This window comes from Listeria tempestatis (assembly GCF_963575625.1).
Classification (GTDB): domain Bacteria; phylum Bacillota; class Bacilli; order Lactobacillales; family Listeriaceae; genus Listeria; species Listeria tempestatis.
In genome coordinates this window covers 22314-43410 of record NZ_CAUYTK010000018.1, presented here as the reverse complement: position 1 = coordinate 43410, position 21097 = coordinate 22314, and the positions used below count along the sequence as shown (strand labels likewise).

The window sequence follows — 21097 nt, the reverse complement described above, 5'->3', positions numbered from 1 at the left end:
TTATGACAAGATTTCAGAATTAGGTACTTTTAAAATTGAAGGATTAGATGCTAGTGGGAAAGTACTGGATACTAAAACAGGCTCAATTGTTGCAAACAATACGCCAAATCCTCCAGGAACTGGAACGATTACAACGAATACCTTCACGATTCACCAAGATAAATCAGTTACAGGAACTTTCACTGGTGATGTGGTTTCCCTTGGTTTAGTTTATGACGGAATGGAATATAAAGGTGGAACATTAAATAGTGATGGCTCTTATTCCTTCTATGCATTAAATACTATTACAGATAAAACGAAACCAGCTATCATGAATGGTTATGATAGATACGGCAACAAAATTGCAACATCTGCTGTTTCATTGTTAGACGCCAATGACAGTCAAGTTGGAACAGGTACAGTAAATGCTAATCCTTTTGTTATTGGTATTGATAAATCAATCACAGGTACATTCACTGGCGATGTGAAAAGTCTAAGTGTCAGTGTGGGAGGCGTTGAATACCGTGGTGGTACTTTGAACGCTGACGGTACTTTCATCTTCTATGCATGGGATAAAGTGAAAAACACAACGGATTCAGTTGTTGTGAACGGTTTTGACCGGAATGGGAATAAGATTGCGACATCAGCAGTTAGTGTCACAAAACCAAATACTTCTGGAACGATTACACCGAATACGTTCACCGTTCCAACAGATAAATTTTTAACAGCTTCCTATACAGGCGATGTGAAAACAGTCAAAGTCAACATTAATGGTGTAGATTATGCAGGTGGTACTGTTACAAATGGCCAAGTTAACTTCTATATTGGGGATAAAATTAAATCTGCCAATGATATTGTAAGAATTACAGCCTTCGATGCGTACGGCCAAATACTTGATCAAAAAGCTGTCAATGTTACAAGTGCTTCTTCTACTACGACAGGAACAGTGACACCTGACCTCTTTACAGCAGGAAAGGATACCTTCTTAACAGGAAGTTATACTGGTGATGTTAAATCTGTCAAAGTATCTATTAACGGTAATATTTACACTGGTGGAACAGTAGCTGACGGAAGTATTAACTTCTATATTGGTAACAAAATCACATCTTCTGGCGATATTGTTAAGATTTATGGATATGACGCATATGGCAAACAACTGGATGTGAAGGATGTTGACATTAAAAATATTTATGGGGATATCCAACCTGATGCCTACACGGTTCCAGGTGATACATTCTTAACAGCCAATGTTTCCAGTGCAGTTAACAGTGTTAAGGTGACAATTAATGGAACAGTTTATATTGGTGGAACTATTGCTGATGGTCGTCTAAGCTTTTGGATTGGTGACAAGATTAAATCTGCATCAGATGTCGTAAGCATTGCAGCTTTCGATAAAAATGGTCGTGAATTAGATTCTAAATCTGTCCAATTATTAGCTGCTCAACCAGCAGTTGGGACTATCACTCCTGCCACTTTCTCTCTATCAACAAGCTCTCTAACAGGAACTTATACGGGTGAAGGAAAAACAATTCGTGTCATCGTAAATGGCACAGCTCTTCCAGCAGGTGGAACGCTTTCTAGCGGAAACTTTAGCTATTATGTTGGAATGAAAAATAAAATCTCTTCGACAACGGATGTAGTAAAAATCCAATTAATAGATAAAAATGGGCTACTTATGGATGAAAAGCCTGTAACAATTTTAAACTAATGACAATCGAAAAGGCCCGCCTTTTGTGGGGCCTTTTCACTTATTAAATATTCATTTGAAAACGAATCATATTGATACATGATTTTAAATACATTCAAAAAAAGATTCTCATCATGGAAAGGTTGCTTTTATACATGAAAAAAATAATCCTAAGCTTAACTGCTTTTGCTATAGTAGTCTTTTTATCAGGCTGCACCTCCAATAACTCAAAAGAAGAAAGTCCTAAAGTGAAAAATGAAGTTGGAAAAATGGTAGAAACTTCTAATGACTTACAAATAACTGTACAAGATGTGAAAACAGGTTTTGGTGAGTCTTCTGATAAGAAGGATATGCTACAAGTTACATTTAAAGTAAAAAACACAAGTAAAACAGAAGGTGGTGTGGGAGCTAATGATTTTAAAGTTAAAACCGACAGTGGGAAGACATATTCGGTTTATGGCTTAGAAGAAAAAAACTTCGGCACGGCTATTCAGGCAGACAAAAGCATAACGGGCACAGGATACTATGAAATTCCTGCGGGTTCAAAATCTGTCACGGTATACTACGAGCCGCTAGGTAAAAAGATGGCGCAGTGGCAACTCAAAGTTCCTGCAAAATAAAAAGGGCAACTTATAGAAAGAAAGGTGTTTTTCATACAATGAAAATTAATGTTATCGGATTAGGATATATAGGACTTCCAACATCAATCGTCTTTGCTAACCACGGAATAAAGGTTCGTGGGGTAGATACAAAAAAAGACGTTGTCAATCAACTAAATAGTGGGCACATTCACATTGAAGAAAAAGGTTTACAGTCACTTTTCAAAGACGTTGTTCAAAATCAATTTTTTGAAGCCGCAACGGAACCGAGCTTTGCAGACGCCTTTATCATCGCTGTCCCGACTCCCAATCGAGATGATGCATACAAGAGCTGTGACAATCGCTATTTGATTTCAGCCGTTAATGCCATTCTCCCTTTTATCCAAAAAGGAAATGTAGTTGTTGTTGAATCAACCATCGCCCCGCGAACAATGGAGGATATTGTTCAACCTATGATTGAAGAAGCGGGCTTTGTGATTGGTGAAGATATTTTTCTTGCTCATTGCCCAGAACGCGTTTTGCCAGGAAATATTATGCATGAAATGATTCATAATCCCCGTATTATTGGCGGAATCACAGAGACTTGCACAACCGAAACAATGAAAATTTATCAAACATTTGTTAAAGGACAACTCATTCGGGCTAAAGCGGGTGAGGCGGAATTAAGTAAACTGATGGAAAACACGTTCCGTGACGTAAATATTGCGCTAGCCAATGAACTAGCCAAAATCTCAGAACAACTTGATATTGACGCTTTGAAAGTTATCGAAATGGCGAATCTACATCCCCGTGTTAATTTGCATGCGCCAGGACCAGGCGTGGGCGGGCATTGCTTAGCTGTTGATCCTTATTTTGTAATTGCGGCGGCGCCGGAAGTATCTCCGCTCATTCAAACGGCGAGAGCCATCAATGTATCGATGCCGAAATTTATCGAAGCGAAGGTCGACAAAATCATGGCGGCTGCACCGACGAATAAAATTAGCGTTTTAGGCTTAACCTATAAAGGCAATATTGATGACATAAGAGAAAGTCCTGCAATGGAAATTATGGAGGCATTGAAAGAAAAATATGAGGTGGGTATTTTTGAGCCACATGTGCCCGCATATTCTGATTCCAAAGAAGTTGCGATGACTGATAGCTCTCTATTGCTTGTTTTGACAGATCATGAGGAGTTTAAAAAACTAGACGAAACATTCACGAAACAAATGGCACAAGTAGTCATTTTAGATACTAAAAATGTGGTTCAAGAATATGTACGTGATTCTATATATCTGAATTTAGGGAATTTATCAAAAATAAAACAAAAGGAAGATGAATATGTATATTAATACTAAAAAAGATACATCGATATTTCCGCACACGCTTAAAAAAAGTCCAGCTAATGATATTCTTATTCGCTTTGTAGATGTATGCGCAGCATTATTCGCTCTTTTGGTTTTTTCTCCTATTATGCTCATTACAGGGTTGCTTATTAAACTAGAAAATCCTAAGGCACCTGTTCTTTTCAGACAAACTCGAATGGGGATAGGTGGTAAAAAATTTCAGATGTATAAATTCCGAAGTATGTATACCGATGCCGAGAAACGTCTTACTGAGTTAATGGCAGAAAATGAAGTAGAGGGACACATGTTTAAAATGAAAAATGATCCTCGCATTACAAAGGTGGGCAAAATCATTCGGAAGTTGAGTATCGATGAATTTCCTCAATTTTTCAACGTATTAAAAGGGGAAATGAGTATGGTTGGTCCTCGTCCGCCACTCGAACGCGAATATGTCATGTATTCAGATCGTGACAAAAAACGGCTACTTGTAAAACCGGGTTGTACGGGTTTATGGCAAGTAAGTGGACGCAATTCGCTGAGCTTTGAAGAGATGATTAATCTTGATTTGGCGTATATCGAAAAACGAAACCTCTTTTTTAATCTAAAAATTATGATCCTAACATTTAAAGAAATTACGATTTTTGGAAAGGGTATGTGAAGAGTTGCGTATTCAATTATTAGGCAGTTACGTGGACGGTATAACAATGGACGAGACAGTAGAACGAGTCAAAATGATTATTGCAGAAGGAATTCCTACGCAACATGTTGTGGTGAATGCAGGGAAAATTAATCAAATGCAAAAAGATAAAGCATTACGTGATATTGTCAATGCTTGTCCACTTATCAATGCAGATGGTTCGAGTATCGTTCTCGCAAGTAAAGTTCTTGGCAAACGAATTCCAGAGCGCGTAACAGGAATTGATCTGATGATGCGTCTACTTGAAGTGGCAAGCGAAGAGCGTTACTCGATTTTCCTGCTTGGCGCAACTGAAGAAGTTGTTCGGGAAGTAAGGCGCATCATTGTTGAACGCTATCCTGGCGCAAGTGTTGTGGGCTATCAGAACGGCTATTTTGACCGTGATGATTCAGAGGAAATTGCGACAGCCATCCAAAATAGTCATGCAGATATGTTGTTTGTTGCTTTTTCTAGTCCGGAAAAAGAATTTTGGATTAATCAACATTTAAATCAAATGAATGTTCCGTTTGTAATGGGAGTTGGTGGTAGCTTTGATGTTATGGCTGGTAAAACAACACGGGCACCAAAATTTTTCCAAAGAATAGGTTGTGAGTGGCTATGGCGTTTCATTCAAGAACCGCGTCGTATGTTTAAACGTTATTTCATTGGAAATTTGATATTTTTAAAACATTTACTAGCAGAGAAAAGGAGCACACGATGAAGATTACAATGATTGGTCCGAATAGTTCCGCAAAAGGTGGCATTGCAACGGTCATCGAGAATTCTAAAAAATACTTTGATTATGCTGATACAACAATAACCTACCTTTCTTCATGGGATGGCGGTTCTCTTTTGTACCGATTCAAACACGCCTGTCAATCTTTTTTTCAAATGCGCAAACAAAAAGCTGATATTGTGCATCTGCACGTTGCCCAAAAAGGCAGTTTTTTCCGGAAAGCATGGTTTTTACTAGGGAGTTATAAAAAAAGTCACGTTATTTTACACATGCACGCCTCTTCATTCGATGTGTTTTACAAGGAAAGCCCCTTTTTTATTAAAAAATGGATTCGTTCGATTTTTAATAAAGCTGATCAGGTTGTGGTACTGAGTGAAGAGTGGCGTCGCTTTTATGAAACATTAACAACAACAAATATTACAGTTATTCCAAACGCTGTTCCTATTCCAAGTGAGTCTTACTACCATTCAAACACAAAAAAAATTGTAACATTCGGTCGCATCGGTAACCGAAAAGGAAGTTATGATATTTTGAAAGTGGCGAAAGAAATTTATAAACGCCATCCAGAGTATCAATTCGTATTATACGGGGACGGGGAACTTGATAAAGTGAAGCAAATTATTCAAACAGAACATATCCCAAATGTTACATTAGGTGGCTGGGTTACAGATAAAAAATCAATTTTAGAAGAAACAGTCCTTCATTTTTTACCTTCTTATCATGAAGGGCTTCCCATGGCTATTTTAGAAACTATGGCAGCTGGGATTCCAAATTTATCTAGCACGGTTGGTGGAATTCCAGAATTATTAACAAATAAGCGAAATGGTCTTTTAACAAAGGCTGGAGATATTCCAGCTATGGTTCAACAAATTGATTATTTTTTAGCAAATCAAAATGTGCGACAAGAGTTATCAGTTAATGCGCGTCAAACCGTGAATGACCAATTTTCCATTCAAGCCTATAACAAGGCTTGGCATAATGAATATAAAACTACAATGACTAAAGAAATGGTGCGTGATAAACTTGAATCAAGAATTTAATTTAAGTGAACTCTGGCAGTTGTTTTTCAAACATAAATGGCTCCTTTTTATTTGGACCTTATTAGGGTGTGTTACCGCAGTTTGTATTTCGCTGTTTTTAATTACTCCAAGCTATCAAATGGAGTCTCAAGTCATTGTTGTACCGTCAAGTGAGACAACGAATGCGGGTTCAGAAGTTCAAGCTAATTTACAAATGATTAATACGTATAAAGCACTTATTATGAGTCCGAAAGTATTGGGCCGAGTTAGTCGTGACCTAGACGGACAATACTCTGTCCGCGAACTAAAAAGTATGGTTCAGCCTACAACGGAGGAAAATTCGCAAGTCATTAATATTATGGTTACAACAGACAGCCCAAAAGAAGCTGCGCGAATTGCCAATACAACTGCAAAAGAATTTATTAAAGTTACACCGAAAATGGTGAGCACAAGTAGTTTAGAGCTACTTACCCTTGCTGAAACAAAAACATCTGAAAAACCCATTTTTCCAAACCCATTATTATTTGGCTTTGTTGGTCTTATTGGAGGTTTTTTTATCGGGACTATCCATTTGCTATTTCAAACTATCTTTTCGAGTAAAATGAAACGCGAAGAAGATTTTGAAGAGTTAGGCATCCCGCTACTAGGTTCTGTTGGAAAAATTAAAGTTTATGAACCCCGCAAGAGAGGATGGCAAGATGAAGATGAAAAAAACAGATAAACGTGACTTGAAAAATCGACTCGTATCCTTATATGCCCCAACTTCAGAGCAAGCAGAATATTTTCGGACTATTAAAACGAATATAGAGATGCTAAATATTGATATGCAATTCCAAACCATTTTAGTGACGTCGCCAACTCAAGATAGTGGTAAAACGATGATAGCTTCTAATTTGGCAGCAACATATGCACAGTGTGGTAAAAAAACATTACTCATTGATTTAGATTTACGCAAACCATCATTAAGATTCGTTTTTCCAAAAGCAAATTTATCAATGGGTTTAACTGGTTTACTTGGTTCCTCACAATCCATCCCATTAGAGGATGCTATTGTAGAAATTGTTCAAGGTGAATTTGATATCCTTCCAGTTGGAACGCGCCCTTCTTCTCCTTATGCCATCTTAAACTCAAAAAAAATGGGGCAACTTCTGAGTATCTTAAAAGGACATTATGATGTTATTATTATTGACACGCCACCAGTTTTGCCAGTTACAGATGCACTCCTAATTTCAAAATGGGTAGACGGTTGTGTATTTGTTGCTAAAAATGGTTATTCAAAAAAACAAGAAGTTCGAAAAGCGATTAAAATGTTTAAAGATGCGAACGCCCCTATTATCGGGACCATTTTTAATAACACACAGATGAAAAAACTTGATTACTACTATACGGAGCGTGACGCATAAGTGAATAACGGAAAATCATTAAAAAAACTTGGACATAATATTTTTATCATTGGACTTGGGAATATTGGCAGTAAATTGCTTATTTTTCTTCTCGTCCCGTTTTACACCTATTATTTAACTCCAAAAGAATATGGTCTAGCTGACTTGATTGTTATGTCCGTTTCAGTTATTCTTCCAATCCTAACATTAAGTATTGCAGATGGCTTATTTCGCTTTAACCTTGAGCAAGAAAAACAGGAAAGAACCTTTAGCTCAGCTATTGGGGTATGGCTTTTCAGTATGCTACTTGTTGCCATTACCTACCTAATTTTCACACTCATAAGCGGTTTTTCGATCCTAGCTCTTTTGATTGTGCTACTTATCGCCTGTCAGTCTCTTTACTTTATCCTCCAACAACAAATACGCTCCGTCAATAAGTTAAAACTATACGCGGTAGCAGGTTTAGTCATAACCGTTGTCTTACTTGTAAGTAATATCATTTGCCTAAAATACTTGAATATGGGTGTAACAGGATTTTTATTTTCCCAAGTACTTTCCTTTTTTATAGGAAATGTCATATTCCTAGCTTGCGGGCGAGTTATCTCGCTTTTCCAGTGGTCAGGTATCCGTTTTAGTCTCCTGAAAAAGATGCTTCATTATTCGATACCTCTCATCCCAAATTCGCTACTCTGGTGGCTCTTGCAAGTTGCTGATCGCTATATTATCACCTGGTTTTTAGGTATCGGCACAGCCGGTTTATATACGGTGGCAGCTAAAATTCCAAGCATCTTATCTTTAGTTCATACGGTGTTTTTCCAAGCTTGGAGTTTAACCGCACTAGAAGAAAAAAAAGAAAACCAAAATCATTTTTTCGCACAGGTTTTTTCCGCCTACTCATCTTTATTTTTTAGTGGAGTTGCCATCTTATTATGCATCATTCAGCCCCTTGTGACGTCTCTATTTGCCCCAGCCTATCATAGTGTATGGATTTTTATTCCGTTTCTACTTTTAGCTGCTTGTTTTTCAAGCTTCTCAAGCTTCATTGAAGTTTCTTATATGATTACGAAAAAAACACGGCAACTTTTATTAACATCTTTTATTGGAAGTGCTATCTCGATGGCAATTACAATTGGATTTGTGCCAAAATTTGGTGTGTTAGCAGCATCTATCGCAACGTTTGTCGGTTTTTTCGTCACGTGGATTATTCGAGCACTTCAAACAAAACAATTGCAGTTTATGATGCATAAATGGAGCTTTTTCGGTTCTTTATTCCTACTCCTTATTGAATGTAGTTATCTTTCTTTTGGTCACCACCCGTCCACAGTAATTTTATTTAGCTTGAGTATACTCGTACTTGTTTTTCAATTTCCATTATTTATTCAATGTTATCGATTGATTAAGGTTCTATTAAAAAAAAGACGTTAAATGAGCGTTAAGGAGAATCATATATGCACTTATTCATCGGATTATTTTTATTTGCTCTTTTTTCAAATCTTATCGCCCAATTCATTCCTACTGGAGGCATGGTAGAAAATGGTGTTGTGGTACTTTTCCTTATTGCGGCTTTATTTAAAGCGATTTATGAATCTGTGCAGGGGAAAAAAATCATTTCAAGGAGCGAAATGACTATAATCGGAGTTCTATTTTTATTTTTCATTATGGCGATTATGCCTAATTTATTTACACTCCATCAAAATACAATTGCGCAGCAACTCCTCACTTTCTTCAGTATTGTCAAATTTATTTTGCTTTATTTAAGTGGCAAATATTTATTTCAAAACATTGATGTTACATCGACCAAACCGCTCTTTACTTTCTTAGCTTGGTTGGTTACAATTTCTTGTTTAGTTGTGTACGTCATCCATTTCTTTGTGCCTCTTTTGGAGCCATTTGATACTCGTTTTGGCATCCAAACGTATTCATTTGGTTTTGGACATCCTGCTCAATTTGCTTTGGTTATTTTGATTCTATCCACGCTAACTACTTTTTTTAAACTTGTGGATCAAAAGAAACCGCCGTATTTTTACTTGTTGCTTAATTTTATTTTGATTTTTATCGCAGGGAGAAGTACTTCCATCGGTTTTTATCTTTGTTTCTTTCTTCTTTTGCTTCTGTTTCCTTATATAAAACGAATTCCGATTGGGCTTATTGCTTTGCTTAGTGGTATTTTTGTCTGGTTTAATTTTGATCGTATTATGGATCAGTTTTTCGGAGCGACACAGGAAGCACGTGGTCTTTTACTACAAACTTCAATGAAGATTGCCAAAAACTATTTTCCGCTTGGTGGTGGGCTTGGTATGTTCGGTTCAAATTCAGCGCGTGTTAATTATTCGCCCTACTATTCTGAGTATGGTCTTGACGGAGTATGGGGGCTTGCGCCGAGTAATCCACAATTCGCGACGGATTCTTATTGGGCTATGATTATAGGGGAAGTCGGTTTTATAGGTTGCATTCTCATCATCGCTCTATTTGTACTGGTATTAAGAGATATTGTGAAAAGTCTTCCAACCACAAATGTTAAATTAAAGTTCATTGTCACTGTTCCACTGGTTTATGCACTATTTACAAGTCCAGTTGATACCATTTTAGTATCAAAAAGTATCGTTGTTCTAACACTTAGTATGCTCTACATGATTTTTTATATAAAACAAACTGTATCTAAGAAAGAAGAATGAACTTAGTGAAATCAGAAGCTACGCATCATAAAATGCTTATTTGCGTGCGCTATTCGAAAATATTTTGTGGCATTATTTTTTTCTGTTTATTGTTACATTGATTAAAAAGCGGGTATAGTCAACGGAATAATAAGATCCTTTAGAGAAAGGGAAGATGAGATGGATAGGCAGGAATTGAAACAAATCCAAAAGCTTGTGGAAATGAATGGTCCTGTACGAGCAGCAGAATTAGAAGTTGCATTTGGAGGAGTTGTACGTTATCATCTGCAAATACTTGTTCAGGAGGGGCGTATTCAGCGGCTACGAAGAGGGATTTACGGAAAAAAAGAATCCAATCAAAAACCAGCACAGGAAGGAAACGCAACCCATACTGGTTAAAAGGCTACTATAGCAGATATAATATCTGCTTTTTTATATGCAAAGAATAGTTATATTTTTACCAAATAAAAGGAATAAGCTTCTTTGTGTGCTTTTGGTAATTCTCAAATTGAGAGCCGTACTTTTGGAGTAAATATTTGTCGGCGTTTGGGATGTAAGAGAAGACAAACATGAGGAACAAGAAACACGGAACAAAAAGGGCCCAAACATTTAAAGTAACTAATGAAAATCCTGCTACCCATAATATATCTCCAAAATAATTAATGTGGATGGCGTATTTAAATAACCCCCCAGTATACAGTTTGCCTTTGTTTGAAGGGTCAGCTTTGAATGGTTTTCGTAACAACTCAGAAAGTGTGTTAATCAGACTGCCGGCTACAAAGAGGATTATCCCTGTAATATACATGGTGACATTGGAACTAGTCTGACTGAATACAGTGAATAAGGGGAAACCGATGTAGTAAATGGCAAATGCCAAACTATTCCCAGTGGCCTCTTTCCAGCTAATTCCGCGTGGTAACCAGATAAAAAGCATCGCATTTAAGCGAAGGAAAGTAATTAGTAGGAAAATGATAATCGTATAACGTATATAGCTACTTAAAGTAGTATCTTGATAGAGGATAAAAAACGCCAAGACTAGATAAATAAGCTGGGTGATGAAGATAAAAATTTTTGCACCAGGCGTTTTTTGATGGATACCATACATACCTGCTTCACTCCTTTTTTTATTGATATTCTTTTATTCTAACATAACTCACTGGTTAAAAATAAATTCGCAGGTTCTAAAAGCAAATACAGCTATTTTCTAGAAACCTGCGAATTTTTTAGCTATAGCGAATGATAATAGCATCACCGTGTGATTCATCATACTGTACCCAAACAGCGTCACCAGAACGGGGGCTTGCGGTGGGCTCGATAGTTCCGATGTAAGTATAGCGGCGGCTTTTTATGTCAAGTTCAACACGTGCGACAGGTCGTTCGCTTCTTGTGTAGCCGAGATAGTTCACGGAAGATATAACGGCGGAGCCTTCTTTTGCTTGGCTTAATCTTTTTCTTAGAGAAAAGTCTTCCTGCGTGAAACTGATTGGAAGCACCATCCCGACCTGTAATGGTATCGTTTCAGGTATAAATTGGCTATTTTGGATTGGAAAACTCGTATTGCCTGCTTGAACGCTTAAGTCAAGTAGAGTCAATTTGCGTCCCAAAACCGTTGCCGAAAGAGGCTTAATAGCTGTAACAGTAGCGTTTAGCGTGATATTATCATTTTTCTCATATGTGGTGTTATATGCGAGCAAACGGGTAACACCGCCCACTTCAATTAATTCTGCTAGTTTGCCGATTTCAAAACGAAATCCTTCTGGCTCGGTGGCAGGAACGCGGTACACTTTACCATTTGCTTTCAACTCAAGTTCAACAGCTGTCCCGCGGTTTGCCGCTCCAAATGAAAGCACAGCAGTAAGTGTGGCACTTGGAACGCGCACTTCTTTTGTGGCGCCTTCCGTCATATCAGCCTCATCCATGAAAATAGCTTTATTTTTCTTCGGATTATAGTGAATCATCACTTGCTGCCCAACCTGAATTTGAGAAAGGACCGAAACAACACGGTGAACCTCAAGTTCTTTTTCTTTGCCTTTGTAGAGAAAGCGCAGTAAAAAACGAACTCTAGGCTGATTATTAATATAGACGCCGGTTTCGTTTGCGGACAAAATTGTAGCGGGCAAAATAACAGTGCCCTCTTTATTTTTCTTACGTCTAAACGCAAAGAAAAGTTTCCTGAAAACAATTACTAAAAGCAGTATAAGCGGAATGAAAAGCCAAACAAACCAATTGATAGCCAGCGCTGGATGCTCTTTTAGAAATTGAACGAATGCGCCTAATTTGGTAGTTGTTTTTTGAGGCCACGAACTAACATCTGCCGCTTCAATGATGCTCGCTTTACCTGTTGCCAAATCGAACATGCCAGTTGTTTTGCCCGCTCCGTCGTAATATAGCTCTTTCTCGTTTTCGACTTTATAAAAAAGCGCGTTTGTATCGGCTAAGTCTTTGTAATTTGCTTTTTCAAAAAGTGGGCTAACGTCTGTTAGAGCACCATCTATTTCATTATATAAATATGCGGTTATGCCACCTTGTTCCTCGTCTTGTGTGCTTGAACCAATGAGTAAACTTTCTTTTGAATTTAGTGGGAAAATGAGTGCTTGATAAAGTGGTTTTGGCGTCGCAAGTTTTTCGCTGGCATGAAAATCAGTGGGGCTTAGATGGTAAATTTCTTTAGGGTATGAAGTATTAACCCCGAGTAATTGGTTTTTGCTTAGTCCAGTATCTGCTAAAAATGATTTTTGGATAGATACTTCACTCGTTTCATTTGTGATGGAATACGTATTTTTTGTATTTAAAATACCACTTAATTGTACGGTGGAATCATCTTTTAAATACACTCGCCAAGTCGGTAAAAAGTTTGCGCTCACCCCGTAATTTAGGGAAATATTTGTTGGCCTTGCAGGAAGGCGCTTGTCACTAGCTAAATTTAAAGTAGTCGCTTTCCCGTTTTGTACTTGAATATAATATGAATCAGCATTATTTTGTGCTTCAAGCACAAGACGATTACGGTAAGGATAACTATTGCTTTCTAAAAAGCCATCCATCATGATTTTTTGTGAAAGGATGTTTTTCAAGTTGCCGCTTGCATCAATTTGATGAAGTTGAAGCTCGCTATCTTTCGTTTTTGTTGCGATAACAAATGTGCCATTTTGATAACTTGGGATGGCTTGTTTAAAAATATCAGAATCGAAAGAGAAAGTTTTTTCAATGGTTTTCTCTTTAACGTCATATAAATTCGCAACTAGATTGTCATTGTCTGGTACGACTAGCATTTTATTCCCTTTGTCAAATAAAAGCAGATGGTTAGCCTCTTTTAAATTTTCTTTTTGACTAGCTTGATAGTCTCGATATCCATTATAGACACTAATAGAAAGTATAATGACAGGTATGAAAAAAAATATAACTGATAACCGTTTAATAAAAAACGCCCCCTTGGTTGCAGTTCGAATAGGTATAAATTCGCTTACTATTATAGCATAAGATATGTGTAGTCTATTTCGATGTTCTTAGTCGATAGAAAATCACTCTTACAAACAAAATGAATATCCGAAAAAGTGTAAAAAATACCAATTTTTGGGTGAAACAATAAGTTTTGGGTTAAATGTTCACAAAATAGACACATTTATCATTAGTCTTGTTGCCTCAATCAGTTTGTCTAAAAAATATGTGTAGTCTATTATACAGTAGCATAAAAATAGATTGCTAATTTGTCACAAAGTCGATATATTAGGTGTTGACTTAATACTTTTGAGGAGAATATCATGAAAAAATTTATTAGTTTAGTGAGTATTTTTAGCATTTTAGTGTTACTACTCCCATCCTCTTTTTCAGCGGAAGCAGCATCTGGGAGCTACGGAGCAGGACTAACCGTAAAATCGAAAGTATCTACCAGCCCGACCAATAAAGCGCTTACCTTTTTCCCTTATACAGACGATGATACATTGACGTATGAAGCGCAAATGAACATGACAGGAAATTATAAAACATGGGGACAAACCATTCACTTGGATAAAAATGGAAAAATCGAATTGATTGGTGCGCCTGAAATTGTGACTACAGGGGGTATCACGCCCGCGGATGTGAAGGTAGAATATTCAAATGATGGTGTGAATTTTGAAACAGGTACTCCTAGTGAAAATAATCGTTATCGTTGGATAAGGTATGAAGTAACTCAAGATGTGAACTGGGATACCACGACGCAACGAGTGAAACTATCTTTTAATGCGAAAAGTGTTGAGAAATCAACATTACTAGAGGCTGATTTTAATCAAACAACGGGACATCAGGCGGAAGGTCAGTATTTTGCAACCGGGCGCGATGACAATCGTACAAATACATCGGATATGTCTTACGTGCCGACTGTGTATTTCAAAGACCCTAAGATTTACGGTCAAGCATTTGAACGTTTAACAACGGAGCATGGCGTTAAAGGGTCATTTAATTCACCTGCACCAAATGATCCTAATGTAAGTGGAATTAAAGTCTTTTTATACGATGTAAATAGTAACCTAATCGGACAAACGATAACAGATCAAAACGGTTACTATGAATTTGACAAAGTGACTCGAACAGATGTTAACTACATGCATTTTAATGACCCTGAAGAGCGTTATTATACAAGCTTTGTACTACGATCATCAGATCCTGCTACATCTAATCCAGGTGACTATGCATGGTATAGCTTTGAAGGCAGCGATGAAGTCATTGGTGGCATTCAATATATTTACGAGAATGCAAATAATAAGCAACTTAGGAAAATCAAAGAATCGATAGCTGTTGAAACAGAAGATATTTATTATCGTATTGGAGATGCGATACCAAACCTCAGGCAAGGTGTAACAAAGGCCTATGACAGTTTTGAAGGCGATTTAACGCAATTTCGTCTTTATCACCAAGATGATATGCTATTTTCCGCGGATAGTTCCAATGTGAACTGGGATGTTCCGGGCATCTATCCCGTCTCAGTTAGGGTAACGAATATGAATGGCTTTTTTGGATATGATGGAACGGAAAATGCAGTTGTTCAAAGCGCATTCAATGTAATTGTGACAAATTCGTTAGCACCAGTAATTGAGGCGTTCGATAGTGAAGTCTATATTGGCGAAAGTTTTGACCCAATGAAAGGTGTTCAAGCGACAGATCCCGATGACGCAAGTGATATTACAGACCAGATTGTTGTCGATGATAGTGCGGTGAACCTTCATGAGGTTGGAAAATATCCGATTAAATATAGTGTGACGGATAAAGACGGCGACAGTGTAGAAAAGACGGTATATGTGACAGTGCGCGACCTTACAATTGATGCTAGTGACGTGGAATTATATGTCGGCGATGCGTTCGATCCGCTTGAGTACGCAACTGCAAATGACTCTACTGATGGCGATTTGACAAGCGCTATCCGCGTACAGGAAACAAACGTCGATACATCACAAGCTGGCGTGTACGGCGTAACCTATGCAGTGGAAAATACAGGCGGACGTACAATTGAAAAAACCATTACCGTGACAGTAAAAGAACCCCTTTTACAACCATTACCTCCTGAGAAAAATCAACCAGTGCCACCAAATGAACAAGTGGACAACATAAACGTTGCGCCACCAAATGAAAAAACAAGCAATATAAAAGTAACGCCAACCAATGAAAAAGTTGTAATGAAAAGCCCGGTTGAGAAACAAGCGACAAGTTTACCGAAAACAGGAGATACGAATTCTCCGCTTCTAATTTTAGCTGGACTTACGCTAGTCCTTGCTAGCCTAACTTTGAGAATAAAAACAAATAAGAAACATAATTAAAGAAAAGAACTGAAAATCAAGCAGTGCCCATTTCTAAAAATGGCACAATTACTTGGTCTTCGGTTCTTTTATTTTTCATTACGGGCTTAAAATTATTTAATATGTTCATATTGTAGTTTCAAGAGTACTAACACTCAGAAATTGATAGGGTTAATTTTTTGTTGGCTGTGCCACATAGTTTAGATTAACAAAAGTGTTCATATGCCCATCTTTGGTTAAGTTGCCATTTCATACTTTTTGAGAGATGTCCCAGGATGGTTTTCATTTGAGGTGGACTCATCAATTGGAAGAGGTATGGGTTCTAAAATGCTAGTTTCAATAAACTTACGATGCAGAATAGTATCTTCTGCTAAAAAATATTCATATCAAACTCTGCTTTTTTACCCAAAGTGCTAATTTTGTGGAGTAAAAGGACAAAAGCAGCATGTAATTAATTTATCATTATACATGTACCGTTTCATATTAGGCAAAACAATGCTTTATATAGAATCACAAGAAAAGGGAGGAAAATAAATATGCAATTTAAAAAAACATATCGCCGTATAACTTTGTCAATCGTTATCTTTGTTGTGACATTGTTATTTGTGGCAGTTTCTTGCCTCTTATTTCCAAAACTCATTGAGGCAACGAATACTAAGACAGAAATGCCTTATTATATTGAAATCATTAAATCACCACAACAAATTAACGATGACGTCTCTTACTACGATTTACGTGTTGAACCAGGGAAAATAGAAAAAGTCGAATTGAAAATGCATAATACGTCTAATCAACCACTTACGCTATCAGTCAATGCAAATACAGCAAGGACTGGAACAGGTGGCAATATTGATTACAGTGGTGATAAAAAAAGTAAATTGGCTGAATCGTTAACCTATTCGTTTGAAGAACTTGTAACGGGTGATAAGGAAGTAACATTACAAGCGGGCGAAACAAGAATAGTCCAGTACTATATTGAGATGCCAAAACAATTGTTTAGCGGTGTAATCCTTGGTGGGTTTTACATTCAAGAGAAGCAAGTTGACAACGGGAAATCTGAAAAATCAGGTGTCACAATCGAGAATCGTTATGCATATGTTATAGGGTGTAAACTTAGTGAAAAAGACCAACCAGTGAAACAAAAGTTTATTCTTGGTGAGCCGCAATTGAAGGAATGGAATCATGCACCGAACATCCAAGTGAATCTTATTAACCAAGCATCTCGTATTATTTCGCATTATGAATTGATGGGGGCGATTAAGACGAAAAACGGACGTGTTGTCCATACCATATCTCCCAAAATATTTTCAATGGCACCAGACTCAAAGTATCGCTTACTAGAAGGTGTTCGGTTAAAGGCTTTTCCGCCAGGTGAATATATCTATGAATTAACTATCACAGGCGATAGAAAAACGTGGAATTTTAGCAAAAAATTTACTATTTCTGCTAATAAGATTCATCAAGTTAAGGAACAAACGGATTTGGAAGACACATTCAGTCCCGTTTTAAAAGCTGTTATTATTGCAATCGGCATTCTGCTAATTATTGCTGCAATCGTGTTATTTAGAAGGAGAAGAAAGCATGGGGAAAATAATCAAGAAATTTAGTGTATTAATTGTTTTTATGATGATATTCATGCCAGCAGTTCGTACTAGTGCAGCGGCAGTGCCACCAACACACGTACAAGATTTGACGGGGCTTTTTGAAATCAAGTCAGAAAGTACTTCGTCGGTAGGTAGTGATGGTGTTGTTACCATTACACCTAATCAGGGCAATGCCATCGGTTCTATTTGGAGTACAGAAAAAAACTTGTTAGATTTTAAGAAAAATTTTAGTTTGACAAGTTATTTATATTTCGGTCCACAAGTAAATGAAGTGGGGGACGGGATGGCGCTCGTTTTCCAAGCTTATAATGAAACACCAAAATGGTTCACCTACGGCGCATCAGCGATTGGTTATTTAGGAAATCAACGTGATGAAAATTCAATTGGAATTCCAAATAGTTTTGCAATTGAATTTGACTTGTTCAACAACCAAGCGGACGCGGATGGTTGGTATGATCAAGGTTTGCCGACAACAAACCAAGGGCAACACATCGCTTACCTCTGGCCGGGAGATTTGACGCAGTATAGCTCTTGGTGGTCTTGGTTCCAAACACAACGCAATATCAGCCATTACAATCCAATCAGTTATTTGCTTACAAGCGATAAGTGGATCAAGTTGGATGTGAACTGGGATGCTGAAAAAGAAAAATTACAGTACATCATTGATGATACACAGGTAGTAGATGTTCCGTACGAGGAATTTTATACAAATGTATTGTCACATAATACCTCTGTGCTTTGGGGATTTACAGGAGCGACTGGTACATACTCCGCTCCGCAAAAAGTTGTTTTCCAGAAAGTTCCCTTTTTAGTTGAGGCCGACCCACAAATCACTGTTCAAAATCTCACGCGCAACAAACAAATGAGTTCTGGTGATGCCATCCATGTAGGTGAAAAAGTCCGGTTGACCTATTCGGTTGAATATATTGATGGTAAACAAACTTGGAAAAACATTAGGGCTACTTTGATGAATGACCCAAATTTTATTTTAGATACTGGCTCCATCACTGTAACGCCCTATTTCGGCGAAATGGCTTTGGATTCTTATAAAATGGAAGACTCAGCATGGACGGATGGTATTTTGCAATTTCCAAGTGATGGTATTAGTCCAGATTTAGATTTGAGTGGTGAAATTCCAAGTAAAATTGCAATCAGCTATGAAGGACATTACGCGACTGAAACGCCGAACACTGCTATTTATCTAAATAGTGAATTTAAAGGTGATAATGCTGTTTATCAAGCTGCCCCTTTTGAACTCATTCCGGCTCAAAATCTCCCTCCTGTATTGACCTTTACAGAAACAGCTGATGTACCAGTCGTCGATACAGATGAGATGAAAACTATTGATGGTACGTTCCACGATCCTAACCAAGGCAAACTGATATTGACATATGCGATTGACGGTACAACGGTCAAAACAGAGACGGTTGATGGTACGAATACAGATGGGGATTGGCTCTATACGCTCACTAAAGCACAAATCGATAGCTTGAGCGATGGGGAGCATACTTTCCAAGTAACAGCTGAAAATCTAATGGGACAGACGGCAATAATCACGAAAAAACTATTGAAAAAGTTTGCACCAGCCGTACAGCTTACTTTATTGAATGAAACAAATAAAATACTGAAGGGAGGTGATGCAACTTTTAAAGTGGATTGGCATGATTTAGACAGCGAACAAGTGCAATTCTTTTATCAGATTGATGATGCATCAGTAGTTGAACTTGGTTCAAAAGAAAATCCTATATTAGGAGAGACGCAAAGCTTCGAATGGACAGTCAATACAGCAGATCTAGATTACGGTTCCCATACAGTGCAAGTATATGCTGTGGATGCGGAACAGCATACATCCGCTCCAAGTCAACAGTCGATTTTAGTTGATGGTAAAATTGCATTTCAACAAGCTCCCGAAGATTTTTCCATCGATGCGATTATTCCGCAACAAACTACCGCCTCGAAAGTGACCAGTATTGGTCCGGTTACGATTGAAGATACGCGTCTTGAAAAATCAAGTTGGCGTCTACAAGCTAAATTAACTGCACTTGTAGAGGGTGAGACAACAGGGTTTGTTAGCCAAGCAGGGCACATATTGCCACCTGAAACGTTTTACTATCAAAATGATCAAGGTGAAAGAATTCAAATTGATACTGCTGGAAATACGATTTTAGATGTAGCGGCTGGTCAAGAAGGAAGGATAGCTTTAAATCAAGAAGGAACAGCAGGATTTTATGTACAGCTCTTTTCGTGGGCATACGCAGATGATTATCGGGCTGCGATTGAATGGCAAATCATTGAGGCGCCGTAATTTATAAAAAGGAGAAATAGTATAATGAAAAAAGAATTGATTATAGCAGGGACGCTAATTGGCTTTACTGTAGTTGCAAACGTTGGCAGTACTGCGCTGGCAGTAGAAACATCAACTGCTAGCACAACGGGGACTGTACAGCTTATTACAGCAGGAGAAGGAGTAACACCAGTTGATCCTAATGAACCTATTCAACCAGGAGATGGTAAGGAGACAGGCAATAAAGGTCCGCTAAGTATTGACTACGTGCCAAACTTTTTATTTGGTCAAGCGGAAGTAGGGGGTTCTAAACTTGTATTAACAGATCAAAATACGAATCCATTCGTACAGATATCGGATAATCGTGGTTCGGGCGCTGGCTGGACATTGAAGCTGAGTGCATCATCTTTTAAAAATAATGAAGATGAAACAAAAACATTAATAGGGACGATTTTAACAATCGGACAAGTATTACCAGAAGCTGTTGATGAAACGAATACATCTGGCTTGCCAACAGGGGCTACACAAACATTTGGAACAAGTGATACCTCTGCGAAAACGATCATGACTGCAGCTGCTGATAGCGGTATGGGATCGTGGAAAGGGAAGTTCAAGACAAATACGGGCACAAATTCTGTTACATTAACTATTCCATCTGGTAATAAAGTTGGATCTTATACAAGTACGTTGACTTGGTCGTTAAACAACGCACCAGAATGAGGATAGGTACGAATTTTTGAAATGGGTTGGGCGAGAATCATGTTTTAATAACCTACACGCGATTGCCTATAGGTAACAAATGTAAATCCTTGATTCCTCGCTTGAGCAGATACAATCAGCCATCTGCAAATATCTAGGAATGAATTTAACCTAGAAAAAAGTGGTTTCAATTGAATAGGTGAAAAAATAAACATACTGAAATATGATATACACCCCATAAAATAGGCACTAGAAAACAAAAAATCTAGTGATTTTATGGGGAGTGTTTTTGTATGACTATAAATAAAACAAGCTTCGAAAAGAGAATATTTATCATGAAAGAAGTGCTTGAAACGAAAAAACCTAGAAACTTAGAAGCGAAAGAAAACAATCTCTCTTGTGCTAAAGTTGGAGAAAATGAGCTAGGTCCTTATAAAATAAAAGCTAACAAAGAAAAAGAGAACGAATACTTGGCACAACAAATCATATGTATTTTTGAAGAGCCCGACCATACATTTGGCGTGGTTCGGAAGCATTATGCTTTAAAAAGAGAAGTCAAAAGAAAGCCAATATTAAAAAACACGGCGACTCACGGGTTTGTTTCCGAAATTTGAAAGAGATGTTCAAAATGGACTAGAAATGATTACGCTATTCCTCTTTTTCATTTTATCATCTAACCACCATAAAT

At 37.6% G+C, this 21097-nt stretch carries 18 protein-coding genes; 16 read left to right on the top strand and 2 right to left on the bottom strand.

Features of this window, described 5'->3' with window-relative positions; all coding sequences use genetic code 11:
• The 11 genes from R8923_RS13960 to R8923_RS13910 all read left to right on the top strand — a co-directional run.
• Nucleotides 1–1687 (top strand): immunoglobulin-like domain-containing protein (locus R8923_RS13960; RefSeq protein WP_485873370.1); only part of this gene is annotated, 1687 nt, incomplete at its 5' end.
• A 134-nt stretch (nt 1688–1821) separates the two neighbouring features.
• Complete coding sequence (locus R8923_RS13955; RefSeq protein ID WP_485873369.1) at nt 1822–2286, top strand: DUF4352 domain-containing protein; 465 nt, start codon at nt 1822–1824, stop codon at nt 2284–2286.
• A 38-nt stretch (nt 2287–2324) separates the two neighbouring features.
• Complete coding sequence (locus R8923_RS13950) at nt 2325–3593, top strand: nucleotide sugar dehydrogenase (protein ID WP_485873368.1); 1269 nt, start codon at nt 2325–2327, stop codon at nt 3591–3593.
• Complete coding sequence (locus R8923_RS13945; RefSeq protein ID WP_485873367.1) at nt 3583–4245, top strand: sugar transferase; 663 nt, start codon at nt 3583–3585, stop codon at nt 4243–4245. Before R8923_RS13950 ends, R8923_RS13945 begins: the two co-directional genes overlap by 11 nt.
• 46 nt (nt 4246–4291) lie before the next feature.
• Nucleotides 4292–4984 (top strand): WecB/TagA/CpsF family glycosyltransferase, encoded by a 693-nt coding sequence (locus tag R8923_RS13940; RefSeq protein WP_485873366.1) that lies wholly within the window; start codon nt 4292–4294, stop codon nt 4982–4984.
• Nucleotides 4981–6039, top strand: a complete 1059-nt coding sequence (locus R8923_RS13935) for a glycosyltransferase family 4 protein (protein ID WP_485873365.1) — start codon at nt 4981–4983, stop codon at nt 6037–6039. The genes R8923_RS13940 and R8923_RS13935 overlap by 4 nt, the downstream gene beginning before the upstream one ends.
• Nucleotides 6023–6739 carry a YveK family protein gene (locus R8923_RS13930; RefSeq protein ID WP_485873364.1) on the top strand — a complete coding sequence of 239 codons (717 nt, stop codon included), beginning with the start codon at nt 6023–6025 and terminating at the stop codon, nt 6737–6739. The genes R8923_RS13935 and R8923_RS13930 overlap by 17 nt, the downstream gene beginning before the upstream one ends.
• Nucleotides 6717–7421: a CpsD/CapB family tyrosine-protein kinase gene (locus R8923_RS13925; RefSeq protein ID WP_485873363.1), complete on the top strand. Its 705-nt coding sequence runs from the start codon at nt 6717–6719 to the stop codon at nt 7419–7421. Before R8923_RS13930 ends, R8923_RS13925 begins: the two co-directional genes overlap by 23 nt.
• A complete protein-coding gene (locus tag R8923_RS13920; protein WP_485873362.1) occupies nt 7422–8825 on the top strand; it encodes a lipopolysaccharide biosynthesis protein in 1404 nt (467 codons plus the stop codon).
• 23 nt (nt 8826–8848) lie between these two features.
• Nucleotides 8849–10075, top strand: a complete 1227-nt coding sequence (locus tag R8923_RS13915) for a hypothetical protein (protein ID WP_485873361.1) — start codon at nt 8849–8851, stop codon at nt 10073–10075.
• Between the two features lie 159 nt (nt 10076–10234).
• Nucleotides 10235–10453, top strand: coding sequence for a hypothetical protein (locus R8923_RS13910; protein ID WP_485873360.1), 219 nt, complete (start codon nt 10235–10237; stop codon nt 10451–10453).
• A 58-nt stretch (nt 10454–10511) separates the two neighbouring features.
• Here the strand turns inward: R8923_RS13910 and R8923_RS13905 are convergent, their stop codons facing one another.
• Nucleotides 10512–11159 (bottom strand): methyltransferase family protein, encoded by a 648-nt coding sequence (locus R8923_RS13905; protein ID WP_485873359.1) that lies wholly within the window; start codon nt 11157–11159, stop codon nt 10512–10514.
• Nucleotides 11160–11277: 118 nt separating this feature from the next.
• A complete protein-coding gene (locus tag R8923_RS13900; protein ID WP_485873358.1) occupies nt 11278–13323 on the bottom strand; it encodes a DUF3592 domain-containing protein in 2046 nt (681 codons plus the stop codon).
• A gap of 489 nt (nt 13324–13812) precedes the next feature.
• Between R8923_RS13900 and R8923_RS13895 the strand changes: the two genes are divergently transcribed.
• The 5 genes from R8923_RS13895 to R8923_RS13875 all read left to right on the top strand — a co-directional run bounded on the left by R8923_RS13895 (nt 13813) and on the right by R8923_RS13875 (nt 21023).
• Entirely contained in the window at nt 13813–15843 is a 2031-nt protein-coding gene (locus R8923_RS13895) for an immunoglobulin-like domain-containing protein (protein ID WP_485873357.1), read from the top strand.
• A 515-nt stretch (nt 15844–16358) separates the two neighbouring features.
• On the top strand, nt 16359–17429 hold the full coding sequence (locus R8923_RS13890) for a DUF916 domain-containing protein (RefSeq protein ID WP_485873356.1): 1071 nt from the start codon (nt 16359–16361) through the stop codon (nt 17427–17429).
• Nucleotides 17404–19731, top strand: coding sequence for a lectin-like domain-containing protein (locus tag R8923_RS13885; protein ID WP_485873355.1), 2328 nt, complete (start codon nt 17404–17406; stop codon nt 19729–19731). The genes R8923_RS13890 and R8923_RS13885 overlap by 26 nt, the downstream gene beginning before the upstream one ends.
• A gap of 24 nt (nt 19732–19755) precedes the next feature.
• On the top strand, nt 19756–20430 hold the full coding sequence (locus R8923_RS13880) for a WxL domain-containing protein (RefSeq protein ID WP_485873354.1): 675 nt from the start codon (nt 19756–19758) through the stop codon (nt 20428–20430).
• Between the two features lie 272 nt (nt 20431–20702).
• The gene (locus R8923_RS13875; RefSeq protein WP_485873353.1) at nt 20703–21023 is read left to right on the top strand and encodes a hypothetical protein; all 321 of its coding nucleotides are present in this window, start codon (nt 20703–20705) and stop codon (nt 21021–21023) included.
• The last annotated feature ends 74 nt before the right edge of the window (nt 21024–21097 follow it).

Bases quoted from the DNA above. Each gene is read 5' to 3' on its own strand.
- R8923_RS13955 (WP_485873369.1), top strand. From the start codon at position 1,822: ATGAAAAAAATAATCCTAAGCTTAACTGCTTTTGCTATAGTAGTCTTT.
- R8923_RS13950 (WP_485873368.1), top strand. From the start codon at position 2,325: ATGAAAATTAATGTTATCGGATTAGGATATATAGGACTTCCAACATCA.
- R8923_RS13945 (WP_485873367.1), top strand. From the start codon at position 3,583: ATGTATATTAATACTAAAAAAGATACATCGATATTTCCGCACACGCTT.
- R8923_RS13940 (WP_485873366.1), top strand. From the start codon at position 4,292: ATGGACGAGACAGTAGAACGAGTCAAAATGATTATTGCAGAAGGAATT.
- R8923_RS13935 (WP_485873365.1), top strand. From the start codon at position 4,981: ATGAAGATTACAATGATTGGTCCGAATAGTTCCGCAAAAGGTGGCATT.
- R8923_RS13925 (WP_485873363.1), top strand. From the start codon at position 6,717: ATGAAGATGAAAAAAACAGATAAACGTGACTTGAAAAATCGACTCGTA.
- R8923_RS13915 (WP_485873361.1), top strand. From the start codon at position 8,849: ATGCACTTATTCATCGGATTATTTTTATTTGCTCTTTTTTCAAATCTT.
- R8923_RS13910 (WP_485873360.1), top strand. From the start codon at position 10,235: ATGGATAGGCAGGAATTGAAACAAATCCAAAAGCTTGTGGAAATGAAT.
- R8923_RS13905 (WP_485873359.1), bottom strand. From the start codon at position 11,159: ATGTATGGTATCCATCAAAAAACGCCTGGTGCAAAAATTTTTATCTTC.
- R8923_RS13900 (WP_485873358.1), bottom strand. From the start codon at position 13,323: ATGCTAGTCGTACCAGACAATGACAATCTAGTTGCGAATTTATATGAC.
- R8923_RS13895 (WP_485873357.1), top strand. From the start codon at position 13,813: ATGAAAAAATTTATTAGTTTAGTGAGTATTTTTAGCATTTTAGTGTTA.
- R8923_RS13890 (WP_485873356.1), top strand. From the start codon at position 16,359: ATGCAATTTAAAAAAACATATCGCCGTATAACTTTGTCAATCGTTATC.
- R8923_RS13885 (WP_485873355.1), top strand. From the start codon at position 17,404: ATGGGGAAAATAATCAAGAAATTTAGTGTATTAATTGTTTTTATGATG.
- R8923_RS13880 (WP_485873354.1), top strand. From the start codon at position 19,756: ATGAAAAAAGAATTGATTATAGCAGGGACGCTAATTGGCTTTACTGTA.
- R8923_RS13875 (WP_485873353.1), top strand. From the start codon at position 20,703: ATGACTATAAATAAAACAAGCTTCGAAAAGAGAATATTTATCATGAAA.